We start from the raw sequence: 13,210 nt of genomic DNA on the forward strand, positions 1-13,210 counted from the left end.
CCCTTTCCGCAGGGGCGCCGCGCGCGGTAGTCTGTCCGACACGCGCCTGAATGTGCGTGGGCGGCGGGTCCGGGCGAAACGCACGGATCGAGGGCGAGAGACGGCGAGGGCGACGGCTCCATGACGAAATTCCTGCAGACGCTGTCCAAGCGGAACGACCTGTTCCTGGCCTTCCTGCTGATCTGCATCGTCTTCATGATGATCCTGCCGCTGCCGATCTGGCTGGTGGACACGCTCATCGCGCTGAACCTGTCGATCTCGGCCGTGCTGCTGATGGCGGCGATGTATCTGAAGGACGTGGTGCAGCTGTCCGCGTTCCCGTCGCTGCTGCTGCTGACGACGCTTTTCCGGCTGGCGCTGGCCATTTCGACCACGCGACTGATCCTGATCCAGGCCGATGCCGGTCATATCGTCGAAACCTTCGGCAACTTCGTCGTCGGCGGCAATCTGATCGTCGGCATGGTGGTGTTCCTGATCCTGACCATCGTCAACTTCATGGTCATCACCAAGGGTTCGGAACGCGTCGCCGAAGTGTCCGCCCGCTTCTCGCTCGATTCGATGCCCGGCAAGCAGATGTCGATCGATTCCGACATGCGCGCCGGCCTGATCGAGCTCGACGAGGCGAAGCGGCGGCGGTCCAAGCTGGAAAAGGAAAGCCAGCTCTACGGCGCCATGGACGGCGCCATGAAGTTCGTGAAGGGCGACGCCATCGCGGGCCTGATCATCATCGCCGTCAACCTGATCGGCGGCATCACGATCGGCACCCTGCAGCGCGGCCTGGAAGTCAGCGACGCGCTGAACCGCTACGCGCTGCTGACCATCGGCGACGGCCTCGTCCAGCAGATCCCGGCCCTGTTCATCTCGATCACCGCCGGCTTCATCGTCACCCGCGTGTCCTCGGACGAGAACCAGGACCTCGGCAGCGACATCGCCATGCAGCTGATGAACGAGCCGAAGGCTCTGCTCATCACGTCGGTGATCCTGGCGATCTTCGCCGTGGTGCCGGGCTTCCCGATGATCGTGTTCGCGTCGCTGGCGATCGCCTTCGCGTCGCTCGGCTGGATGACGCAAAGGAAGCGCCGGCGGTCGTCGAGCCAGCAGCGCTCCTCGGAGATGCCGGCGCTGGCCCCCGCCATCGCCCCCAAGGGCATGGTGCCGTCCTTCCCCAAGAAGGACGACGATGTCGAGGATCTGGAGCCGGTCGAGGCCGTCACCTTCGCGCTGACCGTGCCGCTGATCGTCGACATCGCCTCGTCGGTGCGCAATTCGATCCGCCCGGAGAAGCTCGATCGCGAGGTCGCACGCGTCCGCCGGGCGCTCTATTTCGACCTCGGCGTGCCGTTCCCGGGCATCCACCTGCGCCTCAACGACAATCTGAAGGACGGCGAATACCGGATCATGGTCAACGAGATCCCGGTTGCCGCCGGCGCGGCGCGGCCGGGCTACTTCATCGTCCGCGAGACGGAAGCGAACCTCAAGATGTTCGACATTCCGTTCGAGCGCGGCGACGATTTCCTGCCGCATACGCCGAGCTACTGGGTCTCCAACAAGCACCTGGCGCTGGTCGAGAAGGCCGGCGTGCAGGTCATGACCCTGTCCAGCATGCTGACCTATCATCTGGCGCATGTGCTGAAGAGCAACGCCTCGGAGTTCATCGGCATCCAGGAGACGATGTATCTTCTCAACCAAATGCAGAAGAACTTCGGCGAACTGGTCAAGGAGGTGACCCGCACCCTGCCGGTGATCACCATCAACGACGTGCTGCAGCGGCTGGTCGGCGAGGAGATCTCGATCCGCGACATGCGCACCGTCCTGGAGGCGCTGGTCGAGTGGGGTCAGCGCGAGAAGGACCCGATCGTCCTCGCCGAACATGTGCGCAGCGCGCTGTCGCGCTACATCACGCATAAATTCTCCGGCGGGCAGAATCTGATCCCGGCCTATCTGATCTCCAAGGAGATCGAGGATGCCGTGCGCGGTGCGGTCCGCCAGACATCGGGCGCGTCTTATCTGGCCCTGTCGCCCGACATCCACCGCCAGTTGATCACCTCGATGAAGAATGTGATCGGCAATGTCAGCCATCACGCCCTGCCGCCGGTGATCCTGGCGCCGATGGATATCCGGCGCTTCATGCGCAAGATCGTCGAGCGCGACTTCCCCGATCTGGCCGTGCTCTCCTATCAGGAGCTCGCGCCCTACGCGAATGTGCAGCCGCTGGAACGGGTCAAACTCGTCAGCCAGATCGCATCGGGCTGAGGCCGCGCGGGGGACCGGTTCGTGGATCGCCAGAAGGTCACGATCTATGCCGTCGGTCTCGCGGGTGCCTTCGCGCTGCATCTGGCGATCCACGCCGGCAACTGGCCGGGGCCCGTTCTGGCGGCTGCCGCGCTCGGCGTGGCCGGCCTGGTGCTGGCCCAGTTCCCGCCCCTGGCGCTGCGCCATCCCGACCTCCTGCGTGGCGCCGTGCTGCTGATCGGCGGTCTCACGCTGGCGATGCCGCTGCTGTTCGACCCGGCGGCGGCGGTCGGCGGCGGCCCGTCGGGCGACGGAACGACCGTCGGCGGCCCGGGAACCGCGGGGATCGGCGGCGCGGAGGCGGTGCTCTGGCCGCAGATCCTGGTCGCCTTCTTCGCCAGCCGCGTGCTCGCATCCGAGACCGAAGCCCGCTTCGCGGCCTTCTGGGCCGATCCGCTCGGCACGACCGGGCCGGTCGGCGTGCAGTCGAGCCTCGCCGCGCTGTTCCTCGGCGCCGCGCTCGGCCTCGCCTTCCATCTCGCCCTGCCCTGGCTGAAGACGCTCGCACCCGCCGGCCCGTCCGGCATCCTGGTCACGGCGCTGGCCGGCAGCACGGCGCTGCACAGCGCGATCATCGTGCTGTTCTTCGTCATTCTCGCCCATCTGGCCGATGCGCTGCGGCTGCATCTCGCCGACGCCGCCGCACTGGCGAGCCTGCGCCGGCACGGCCGGGCCCGCGCCGGCGGATCGGCGGCCGATCTGAACGCCCTGGTGGCCGACGAGATCGCGGCGCGGCCGTCGAGCCGGCTCTTACGCCTCGTCGCCGACTGGGTCGCCCGCAGCGGCGGACCGGAGTCCGACGCGGGTCCCTTGTCGCCCGCGGCCGCCCAGGACGGCTTCCACCGCGCCGCCCGCCAATTCGCCCGCGGCCTGGTCCCGTTCCTGCCCCTGCTCGGCTTCCTCGGCACCGTGGTCGGCCTCGCCGCCGCCATGGCGGAACTGCCGCAGGGCCTCGGCGCGGGCGGCGGCGGCGCCGATATCGCGGCCAGCCTCGCCGGCCTCGCCATCAAGTTCGAAACCACCCTGCTCGGCCTGATCGGCTCGATCGTCGCCTCGCTGCTGATCGCCGTCATGGAGCGCCGCGAGACCGAACTCGCCGCCGAGGCGCGCCGGGTGGTCGGCGCGCTCGTCGCCACGGAGGCCGTCCGCCATGGCTGACCGGATCGCCGACGACGAAACCGAACGCGACGGCTTCGACCCGCTGACCGACCTCTTCTTCGGCATGGGGGCGATCTGCCTGCTCGCCGTGTTGATGATCCTGCCGAGCGTCGGCGTCGCGGCCGTCCAGGAGCGCGCGCGGCTGAAGTCGCTCGCCGAGGTGCTGGCGCTCGCCGAGTACCGGGTCGACGGTGCGGCCGCCGACGCGATCCTGGCCGGCCCGGACGGGCTCGCGCTGGTCGATCCCGCGCCGGCCGGGAGCAGCGCGGAGACCGTCGAGCGGATCGGCGCGGATGCCATCGCCGACCATCCGGGCCTAGCCGACCGGCTCGCCCGCGCGCGGCGGGACGGCCGTGCCGTCCTCCTCCTGATCGAGCCCGGCGGCGAGGATACCGCCTTCGCGCTGGAACCGGTGCTGGCCGCACGCGGGCCGCAGGAGATCCGTCAGGTGCGGCTCGATCGCGCCTGCAGCTTCGCCGAGCGGCCGGATCTCGCCGCCGCCTGCCGGACCCGCCGGACCGGCGATCGGGAGGGACGGCCATGATCGGCGACCGCGTCGGCATGACCGTGGCGGCCGACCTGTCGGCCAACGTCTTTGCCGCCTTCCTGCTGATCCTGATCGTGCTGCTCGCCCGTTCGGGCACGCCGGAACCGGCGACCCGGCCGGCACCGATCGAGGCCAGCCGCGATCTCGACACCCGGACGCACCGCCCGGAAGCGCCGGCCGGACTGGTCGAACTGTTGCGCCTGCGCGGTCCCGCGGCCCCCGGCCTGACCGTCGACCTGCATGCCGAGCGCATCGAGATCGGCATTCCGGGCCGTCGGACCCGGACCGTCCTCGCCCTCGCCGGCATCGACCAGGCGAGCGCCGCGGCCCGCATCGCAGCCGCGACCTTGCTGGCCGAGCCGGGTGCGGTCCGCCTCTATGTCTTCGATGCCGCCTGGTACGGCGCCGTAACGGCACGTCTCGTGCGCGATGGCCGATCCTGGCGGGAATTGTCGGTCCCGGCCGCGCTCCGCGTCGGCGGGCAGGCGAACGGCGCGGCCTGGGCGCCGGCCTTCGAGGCCCTCGTCGCCCGCTCAGCAGACCCCGGCCGCTTTCGCGCCGGCCTCGCCGAGATCATCGCCGGCTCGGGTGGCGAACGCGTCGACCGGCCGGTGCCGGGAGGCCGGAACGGTGGCGGTCTGGACGGCAGCCCGGTTCAGGGGGAAACTCTGTCCGAACGGCTCGGCCGGTACGGACGCATGATCCTGGCGCTTCTCGCCGTGACGGCGAGCCTCGCCCTGGTCATCTACGCCGAAACCCGTCGCCCCTCCCGGCGGCGGACCTGACCATCCGACTTGGGGAACTCATCCGCAAACCCATTCGGAATGCCCGATATCGCCGCCCGCGCCGCATTCCGGTCACAGCGGGCCGCCCATCAGGAGGAGACCACGCCATGGGTATCGACAGCATCCAGCGCTCCAGCACCGTCCCGATCCCGGAGCCGGTCAGCGATCGGACCACCCGCGATCCGCTGCCGGTCGATTCGAAGCTGCAGATCGACAAGTCGAACGACAAGCGCCTGCAGCCGTCGAACGACGCCAAGACCGATTCCTTCGAGGACTATCTGAACGACAAGAGCGTTCTCAACCTCGAGAAGAACAAGGAATCGAGCAAGTTCGACCCGGTCGCCGAACTGAGCAAGAACGGCGTCTACTACGACCCCGGCAAGAATACCCCGATCTGATCGGGCGACCGTCCGGGTCCTGGCCGGCGCAAAATCGGGCAGGTGCATCTCTGCACCTTTTCCCGGCATCCCTTGCCGGGCCGGCCGGCCGTGGCGCATGGCCGCCGGACCGGCCACGACGGCCGCAGGTCCGCGGCAGCGCATCAGCCTGTGACGTTCATCACACCCGGTGATTTCGCTCCGGGTTAATGAATCGTACGTATGCAACGCTTGCCGTAGCGGTGCAATTCGTATCCAATTGTATGCGTGCGAGAAGCGCTCCATCGGGGCGGTTCGGACTGGCGAGCCGCCGGCGGTTTGCGGTCGCACGAAGCGGGACGGCATGAGGGACGGCTGACATGACCACGATCGGTTTCTCGCTGGGCGGCCAGTTGGCGGCGTCTACCGGCCATTCCGAACATTCCGGCTATGAGGTGCTGAAAACGGCGGCCTCGCCCGACAAGAAGAGCACCGGCCTTTTCGACTCGGCCCTCGACCGTGCGGTGAGCGGCGGCCAGACCACCAAGGTCGCGGCCGTCGATGCGCCGAAGCCGGTCGCCGGCGCGGTCGCGACCGATTCCGTATCGACCGCCACCGGCGGCATGCGGCTCAGCCAGCTTTTCGGCGGACCAGGCGGCGCACGGCCGGTCACCGGCCAGCCCGGCGCCGCACCGGCCCTGAACGGACAGCCGACCACGGGTGCCCGTCCGGTTGCCGGCCAGACGGTCAACGGTCAGACGACGATTTCGCAGACCACCCCGACGCCGACATCGGGGACCGCCGCGACGACCGATCGCGAGCGCGCCCGGCGCGCCCTCGAACTCGACGCGCCGGCGGCCAAGACCACGGTGCCGGCCGAGGGCAGCGGCGACGCGATCATCGAGGGCATGCAGAAGCTGCGCGGCGTGTTCGACGCCCGCGAGGCGCAACTCGGCAAGCTGATGTCGCACAGCCACATGGACGTGAACACCATGATGGCCATGCAGATGGAACTGGTGCGCTTTTCGCTCCTGGTCGAGGTCACGTCCAAGCTGACGGGCAAATCGACACAAGCTTTCGATACTCTGATGAAGGGCCAGTGATCGGCCCGGCTCCGACAGTTCCGACCGACGAAGTGGTGCCGCCTTGCTGTCCAAGTTCCTCTTGCGCGTCTGTGTCCTCATCGGTGCGCTGGCTCTCGCCGGCTGCCAGAACGACCTCTATTCGAACCTGACGGAACCGGAAGCCAACCAGATCCTGGCGGTCCTGATGTCCAACGGCGTTCAGGCCGAAAAGGTTTCCGTCGGCAAGGAAGGCTTCAAGATCACGGTCGAATCCAAGGACATGCTGCGCGCCATCGCGCTGCTGAAGGATACCGGCTATCCGCGCAGTTCGCGCGAATCGATCGGCAAGGTGTTCCAGAAGTCCGGCATCATGTCGTCGCCTTTCGAGGAGCGGGTTCGGTACATCTATGCGCTCGGCGAGGACGTGGCGCAGACGCTGTCCAATATCGACGGCGTGGTGACGGCGCGGGTCCATATCGTGCTGCCCGACGCGCCGCAGCTCGGCCAGCCGGTCAAGCCGTCCTCGGCGGCGGTGTTCATCAAGCATCAGCCCGGCGTCGATCTCGACTTCTTCGTCCCCCAGATCCGGCGCCTGGTGTCGAGCGCGATCGAAGGCCTCGAATATTCGGCCGTGACCGTGGTGCTCGCCGATGCGCAGCCGACCAAGGTCGCGACGCCCGGCCCGGAGGCGGCGCAGTTCACCGAGGTCGTGCCCGGCGTTTCGATCAAGACGGCAGACGCGACCCGCTTCTGGCAGATCGTGTCCGGCACCGGCGCCCTGATCGCGGCCCTCATGGTCGCCCTGATCGCCAGCCTCGTCGCCTATGCCCGCAAGGGCCGGTCGCGCCGCGACGGGTCCAACGCACTGGTCGAACCGTCATGAGCGGCCGGCCGACCGGCCGCTCCCGGGTCCGGCACGGCACGCAGGGCGGTGGCAATGCGTGGCGGCAACCGAACCCGGCGGGCGGGCATCGCCCGGCCAAACCGAGGACCGACCGGTGACGGCGGCAGCACCCGACATCAAGGCGCTCGGCCCGGCGATCCGGTTCGCCGATGCGATTCTGCGCCCGATCGGCCGCATGGACGTCGATGCGCTGGCCATCGCCCCATTGCCCGGCTCTGACATCCGCGCCCTGTCGTCTCATCCGGCCTTCGCCGCGCCGATCAACCGGGCGGTCCGCGAGCGGTTGCGGCTGACCGGCAATCCGGTCTCGCGGGCGACCGTCGATCGCCTGATGACCCAGCCGAAGAGCCGGCTCGCCCTGCTCTTCGCCACCGAGCGTGCGATCGAGGTCGACCGGGCATCCATGATCCTGGCCGCGACGGTGCTGCACAAGCGGATCGCCGGCATGCTTCTGAAAAGCGACCGGATCGCGGCCCAGAAGGCGCTCGGCAGCGACGCCTTCGCGGTCGCGGTTCACGAGGCGCCGTTCATGCATGCGAGCCTCGCCGAACTCGACCGGCTGCCGGCCGAGTCCGACATCCTGACCACGCCGCCGGATGCCGCGCAGGGGCGGGTCGACGCGGTCAACCGCTTCGGCCTGCATGTGGCGCTGAACTATGTCGAGGCCGTCGAGCCCGAGATCCTGCCCTTCGTGCTGGCCCGGCTGCATGCCGACGCCGCACCGGCCGGCCGGCGCGACGCCGTCGCCGCGCTGCAGCCCGGTCATGTCGACCACATCGTGAAACTCATGCGCCGGAGGCTGCCGTCATGGTCGGCTATTATCGGCTGAAAGAACTCGGCTTTCGTCTGTCCGCCGGCGCCCATGTGCTGCGCGGAGGCGAGGTCGAGCCGCTCGACGCCGCCACTGCACTTCTGAAGGCCGCCGAGCAGGAAGCCGAGCGCATCCGCCAGGAAGCGCGCGACGCCTATGCGGCCGAGAAGATCCGCGGCTTCGAGGAAGGCCTCGAACAGGCCCGCATGCAGGCGGTCGGTCGCATCGTGGAGGAAAGCCGCGTCCTCGACGACGCGCTGCGCGACATCGACCGCGACCTGACCAATCTCGTCATCCATGCGGTGCGCAAGCTGGTCGACGGCTTCTCCGACCAGGACAAGGCGGAGGCCATGGTGCGGGCCGCGCTGAAGCAGATGCGGCGGGAAAAGCGCATCCAGCTCTCGCTCGCCCCCAGCCAGATCGAGCATTTCCGCCGCTCGATCGGCGACATCAAGGCGGGCTTCCCCGAGATCGACCTGATCGACGTGGTCGAGGATCCCTCGCTCGATCCGCCGCGCATCATCGTGGAATCGCCGGTCGGCCGCGTCGACGGTCATTTCGCCCAGCGGCTCGACGAGCTTGAGGCGATCCTGCGCCGCAGCGCGGTCGTGATCGCCGAGGAGGATGCCGCGGAGGGGGCGCATCGATGAACGACCTGCCCCGCCCCGGTCGCGGCCCCGAGCGCGAGCGCAAGAACCGCATCCGCGCGGCGCTGAAGCGCATGCCGGCGGCGCTGGACGAACGCGTCGGCGAGTTCCGCCCGTTCGGCCTGACCGGCCGGGTGCGCAAGGTGGTCGGCACGATCATCCATGCCTCCGTCCCGGAGATCCAGGTCGGCGAGATCGTCGAACTCTACACCCGCCAGACCGGCGCCCGCCTGATGGCCGAATGCGTCGGCTTTCTCGACGACCAGGCCCTGCTGTCGCCGATCGGCGAGACCCAGGGCGTGTCGCCGAAGACCGAGGTGCGCCTGACCGGGCGCGTCCAGTCGGTCGCCGTCGGCCCCGGCCTGATGGGCCGCGTCATCGACGGGCTCGGCAATTTCGTCGACGGTCTCGACCGCCCCTTCGAACCCGAGACGCATTACCCGGTCTACCAGAACCCGCCGGACCCGATGAAGCGGCGGGTGATCGACGAGCCGATCTCCATGGGCGTGCGCGCGATCGACGCCATGCTGACGGTCGGCGAAGGCCAACGCCTGGGCATTTTCGCGGCGGCCGGCGGCGGCAAGTCGACGCTCCTCTCCATGCTGGTCAAGGGCGCCGCCGTCGACGTGACCGTGATGGCGCTGATCGGCGAGCGCGGCCGCGAGGTGCGCGAGTTCATCGAGCACGATCTCGGCCCGGAAGGCATGGCCAAGTCGATCATCGTGGTGGCGACCTCCGACAAGAGCTCGATGGAGCGCGCCAAGGCGGCCTTCATCGCGACCGCGATCGCCGAATATTTCCGCGACAAGAACCAGCGCGTCCTGTTCCTGATGGATTCGGTGACCCGCTTCGCCCGCGCGCTGCGCGAGATCGGCCTCGCCGCCGGCGAGCCGCCGACCCGGCGCGGCTTCCCGCCCTCGGTCTTCGCCAACCTGCCCAAGCTGATGGAGCGGGTCGGCATGAACGACAAGGGCTCGATCACCGCCATGTACACGGTGCTGGTCGAAGGCGACGACATGAACGAGCCCGTCGCCGACGAGACGCGCTCGATCCTGGACGGCCACATCATCCTGTCGCGCAAGCTCGCCGCCGGCGGCCACTATCCGGCCATCGACGTGCTGACCTCGAAGAGCCGCGTGATGGACAAGGTGGTGCCGAAGGAGCACGTCCTGATGGCCCGCAAGGTGCTGTCCTGGCTCGCCACCTATGCCGACGTGGAACTGCTCGTGAAGGTCGGCGAATACAAGAAGGGCAGCGACGCCGATTCCGACATGGCGATCGCCAAGTACAAGCCGATCAACCAGTTCCTGCAGCAGCGCACCGACGAGTTCGACGCCTTTCAGACCACGCTCGACAAGCTGAAGGCGCTCACCCGATGATCGGCCAGCTGAAGACCCTGCTGCGCGTCAAGCAGCTGAAAGAAGATCAGGCGCTGCGCAATATGCAGAAGAAGCGCCAGGATCTCCGCGACGCGCAGATCGCCGTGGACGAGCGCCGCGGCGTGATGGAGGAAAGCCGGCGCACCCTGCGCGCCCGCGAGGATGCCATCTATCAGGAGATCATCGGCACCCGCACCAATGTCGACGGCATCAAGGAAACCAAGGGCAAGGTCCTGCGGCTCGAGGCCGAGCATCAGATCCTGGTCGACGATGTCGAACGTGCCCGCCACGTCATGATGCGGATCGAGAAGGAACTGCAGGAAGCGACCAACATCTACAACAAATGCGTCAAGGACCGTGACAAGTACCAGATCCTGACCACCGAGGTCGGCGCGACCATCGCGGCGGAACTGGGACTGGCCGAGGAGAACGAGATCGAGGATCTGTTCTCGCGCAAGAGGGAGCAACCGGCATGAGCGAGATCGCCAATTCCGGACGGGGGCCCTTCGACCAGGCCCGCGAAGGCCTGCAGCAGGGCCTCGATTCCCGCACGCGCGCCGGCGCGGACGCCAATGCGCGCATGAACACCGGCGGCGACCGGCGCCTGTCCGACCGCCTCGCCATGGCCGATCGCGCCAAGGCCTTCGGCGCCCGCATGGCCGCGACCCGGCGGCCCGGCGACGCGGAGGCCGAGACGCGCGATCCGGCACCGAAGACCGACGACGCCGCGCGCGTGCTGGCGACGGCGCAGTGGTCCGGCGGCCTGACCGGCCCGCCCCCTGACCCGCTTGCTCTCGCGGTTCCTGAATTCCAGTCCGAGGCCGGGCGCCGCGCCGCCGAGGCCGGCGCCATGGCCGAGACCGTGTCGGCCCGTATCGAATCGGCGCTGGCGGCCGATCTCGGCCGCCGCCCGGGCGATCCGATCGCCCTGCGTCTGCAGATGGCCGATGCCGGCTGGGCCGCCGTGGCGCCGGCGGGTCTGCGCGAGCTGCAGGTCTCGATCACCCCGACCAGCCTCGACATCCTGCTCGTCCGCGCCGGCCACGAGATCGACCTCGCCCCGGCCGCCGCCGAACTGGCCGCCGCGCTGGCCCGCCGCTTCGAGGGCCGCCGGGTGACCATCCGCGAGAGCGTCGTCGCCGACCGGGACGAGGCGATCGCGGACGGCAGCGGCCTGTCCGCCTTTTCGAGCCTTTTCGCCGGCGGGAGCGCGCGCGCATGACCCAGGCCTTCCTGCCTCCCGAACTCGGCATGAAGCTCGACGAGGCCAAGCTCTGGACCGCCATCCTGAGCTATGCCGGCGAGCCGATCCGCCTCGGTCCGGCCAATGCCTCGCTGACCTTCGAACTGGCCGAGCGCCCGGCACCGGCCGGCGCGGCGCTGATCGTCGAGGGCGCGGACAGCGCCAAGGCCTTGATCTCGCTGACCAGCTTCCCGTTCAAGGCGCTGTTCAATTCCGACCTGCAGCCGGCCGAACTGTTCGACCTGCCCGACGGGCTGCGCGGCGCCATCCTGGAAGGCATCGTGGCGATGATCGCCGGCGCGCTGCCGGCACACCGCGCCGGTGCCCTGCGGCTGGCCGGCACCGGATCGGTCGGCGGCCTGTCCGACCGCCCGGAGATGAAGCGGCTGCGCTGGTTCGCCGTCAGCCTGCGCGGCCTCGCGCCCGAGCCGATCACCTTCGATTTCGGCGTCGATCCGGTCGTGCTCGGCCGCGCCCTTGGCTCCGGCAGCTTCGCGGCGCGGGCCGCCTGGTCCGATCTGAAGACCCGGCTGACCGCGGAGGTCTCGCTGGCGCTCGGCGCCATCGACCTACCGGTCGTCGAGGCCCGGGCCCTGCGTCCCGGCGATTTCGTCGTGCTGGCCGAGACCGTCGGCCGCACCGCCGTCCTTCACGCCGGCGATCTGGCCATCGACCTGAAGGCCGAGAACGGCCGCTGGACGGTGGTCGCCCGCCGCACCGAGCGCCGCTGGCGCGCCGAAACCCGTTCCGGAGCCTCGCGCATGTCCGACCAACCCACCGCCGGCGGACTGACCGTCGCGCTCGATTTCGACCTCGGCCGCACCACGGTTCCGATCGCCGATCTGGAATCCTGGCAGCCCGGCGCCATCGTCGCCCTCGATCTGCCGGCCCCCAAGGAAGGGATTGAGATCACCGTCCGGGCCAATGGCGAGGTGATCGGCACGGGCGATCTGGTCCGGCTCGACGACCGCGTCGCCGTCCGGCTGACCCGGCTCAACCTGTCCCGGTAGGCCGGACCGGTCGCTTACCCGACACCCCTTCGGCGCCGTGCGGTCCATCGGACGGCGCTCCGCTCCCGAGACCACCCGCGACGAGGCCGTTCGTGACGGATCCGCTGAATCTGATCATCGTACTGGCGCTGGCCGCGCTGGTGCCTTTCCTGGCCGTGGTGGCGACCGCGTTCATCAAGCTTTCGGTCGTGTTCCTGCTCGTGCGCAACGCGCTCGGCGTGCAGTCGATCCCGCCCAACATGGCCATGAACGCGCTGGCGATCATCCTCGCCGGCTACATCATGACGCCGGTGATCGTGGAGACCTACGACATCCTGTCGGCCGGCCAGTATTCGATCAATTCGGCCGAGGGCATGCGCCGCGCCTATGAGGACGGCAAGGGGCCGCTGGTCGGCTTCCTCAAGAAGCATGCCGCCGAGCGCGAGAAGCTGTTCTTCATGGAGGCGGCCAAGTCGCTCTGGCCGCAGAAGCTGGTCGACCGGATCGATCAGGACTCGCTCGTCATCGTGCTCCCGGCCTTCACGGTCAGCCAGTTGCGCGAGGCCTTCGAGATCGGCTTCCTGCTCTACCTGCCCTTCATCGCCATCGACCTGATCGTCTCCAACATCCTGCTCGCCATGGGCATGATGATGGTGTCGCCGCTGACCATCTCGCTGCCGTTCAAGCTGTTCCTGTTCGTGATGGTGGACGGTTGGTCGCGGCTGATCCTCGGCCTCGTGAAGACCTACATCTGAGGGACGAACCATGACCCCTGCCACGGCCCTGCATGAAGTCACCGAGGCCATGATGCTGGTCATGCTCCTCTCGATGCCGCCGATCGCGGTCGCCTCCTTCGTCGGCATCCTGGTCAGCCTGATCCAGGCCCTGACCCAGATCCAGGAACAGACCCTGTCCTTCGCCATCAAGCTGATCGCGGTCGCGATCACCATTGCGGGCATGTCGGGCTTTCTGGGCGCGGAGATCCTGAACTTCACGCTGAAGCTCTTCAACGACTTCCCGAACCTGACCTGACGC

The 13,210-nt window shown here is 68.7% G+C and carries 15 protein-coding genes; all 15 read left to right on the forward strand.

Going from position 1 to position 13,210, the window contains the following annotated elements:
- Nucleotides 1-120: 120 nt before the first annotated feature.
- On the forward strand, nucleotides 121-2,253 hold the full coding sequence (gene sctV / locus ABB55_RS07655; RefSeq protein WP_054358280.1) for a type III secretion system export apparatus subunit SctV: 2,133 nt from the start codon (nucleotides 121-123) through the stop codon (nucleotides 2,251-2,253).
- Nucleotides 2,254-2,274: 21 nt separating this feature from the next.
- Nucleotides 2,275-3,450: a MotA/TolQ/ExbB proton channel family protein gene (locus ABB55_RS07660; RefSeq protein ID WP_054358281.1), complete on the forward strand. Its 1,176-nt coding sequence runs from the start codon at nucleotides 2,275-2,277 to the stop codon at nucleotides 3,448-3,450.
- Nucleotides 3,443-3,994, forward strand: a complete 552-nt coding sequence (locus tag ABB55_RS07665; protein WP_054358282.1) for a hypothetical protein — start codon at nucleotides 3,443-3,445, stop codon at nucleotides 3,992-3,994. The genes ABB55_RS07660 and ABB55_RS07665 overlap by 8 nt, the downstream gene beginning before the upstream one ends.
- Complete coding sequence (locus tag ABB55_RS07670; RefSeq protein ID WP_054358283.1) at nucleotides 3,991-4,782, forward strand: hypothetical protein; 792 nt, start codon at nucleotides 3,991-3,993, stop codon at nucleotides 4,780-4,782. Before ABB55_RS07665 ends, ABB55_RS07670 begins: the two co-directional genes overlap by 4 nt.
- Nucleotides 4,783-4,889: 107 nt before the next feature.
- Complete coding sequence (locus tag ABB55_RS07675; protein WP_054358284.1) at nucleotides 4,890-5,180, forward strand: hypothetical protein; 291 nt, start codon at nucleotides 4,890-4,892, stop codon at nucleotides 5,178-5,180.
- A gap of 338 nt (nucleotides 5,181-5,518) precedes the next feature.
- Complete coding sequence (gene sctI, locus ABB55_RS07680; protein WP_054358285.1) at nucleotides 5,519-6,241, forward strand: type III secretion system inner rod subunit SctI; 723 nt, start codon at nucleotides 5,519-5,521, stop codon at nucleotides 6,239-6,241.
- 43 nt (nucleotides 6,242-6,284) lie between these two features.
- Nucleotides 6,285-7,085 carry a type III secretion system inner membrane ring lipoprotein SctJ gene (gene sctJ, locus ABB55_RS07685; protein ID WP_200912009.1) on the forward strand — a complete coding sequence of 267 codons (801 nt, stop codon included), beginning with the start codon at nucleotides 6,285-6,287 and terminating at the stop codon, nucleotides 7,083-7,085.
- Between the two features lie 115 nt (nucleotides 7,086-7,200).
- On the forward strand, nucleotides 7,201-7,935 hold the full coding sequence (locus ABB55_RS07690; RefSeq protein ID WP_054358286.1) for a hypothetical protein: 735 nt from the start codon (nucleotides 7,201-7,203) through the stop codon (nucleotides 7,933-7,935).
- On the forward strand, nucleotides 7,914-8,567 hold the full coding sequence (sctL, locus tag ABB55_RS07695) for a type III secretion system stator protein SctL (RefSeq protein ID WP_054358287.1): 654 nt from the start codon (nucleotides 7,914-7,916) through the stop codon (nucleotides 8,565-8,567). The genes ABB55_RS07690 and sctL overlap by 22 nt, the downstream gene beginning before the upstream one ends.
- A gap of 71 nt (nucleotides 8,568-8,638) precedes the next feature.
- Nucleotides 8,639-9,943, forward strand: coding sequence for a type III secretion system ATPase SctN (gene sctN, locus ABB55_RS07700; protein ID WP_152982241.1), 1,305 nt, complete (start codon nucleotides 8,639-8,641; stop codon nucleotides 9,941-9,943).
- The gene (sctO, locus tag ABB55_RS07705) at nucleotides 9,940-10,419 is read left to right on the forward strand and encodes a type III secretion system stalk subunit SctO (RefSeq protein WP_054358289.1); all 480 of its coding nucleotides are present in this window, start codon (nucleotides 9,940-9,942) and stop codon (nucleotides 10,417-10,419) included. The genes sctN and sctO overlap by 4 nt, the downstream gene beginning before the upstream one ends.
- The gene (locus tag ABB55_RS07710; RefSeq protein WP_054358290.1) at nucleotides 10,416-11,165 is read left to right on the forward strand and encodes a hypothetical protein; all 750 of its coding nucleotides are present in this window, start codon (nucleotides 10,416-10,418) and stop codon (nucleotides 11,163-11,165) included. The genes sctO and ABB55_RS07710 overlap by 4 nt, the downstream gene beginning before the upstream one ends.
- Nucleotides 11,162-12,196: a FliM/FliN family flagellar motor switch protein gene (locus ABB55_RS07715; RefSeq protein WP_054358291.1), complete on the forward strand. Its 1,035-nt coding sequence runs from the start codon at nucleotides 11,162-11,164 to the stop codon at nucleotides 12,194-12,196. The genes ABB55_RS07710 and ABB55_RS07715 overlap by 4 nt, the downstream gene beginning before the upstream one ends.
- Nucleotides 12,197-12,288: 92 nt before the next feature.
- Nucleotides 12,289-12,930: a type III secretion system export apparatus subunit SctR gene (gene sctR, locus ABB55_RS07720; protein WP_054358292.1), complete on the forward strand. Its 642-nt coding sequence runs from the start codon at nucleotides 12,289-12,291 to the stop codon at nucleotides 12,928-12,930.
- Nucleotides 12,931-12,940: 10 nt separating this feature from the next.
- Nucleotides 12,941-13,207 carry a type III secretion system export apparatus subunit SctS gene (gene sctS, locus ABB55_RS07725; protein WP_054358293.1) on the forward strand — a complete coding sequence of 89 codons (267 nt, stop codon included), beginning with the start codon at nucleotides 12,941-12,943 and terminating at the stop codon, nucleotides 13,205-13,207.
- Nucleotides 13,208-13,210 lie beyond the last annotated feature (3 nt).

Source organism: Prosthecodimorpha hirschii (genome assembly GCF_001305515.1).
GTDB lineage: Bacteria > Pseudomonadota > Alphaproteobacteria > Rhizobiales > Ancalomicrobiaceae > Prosthecodimorpha > Prosthecodimorpha hirschii.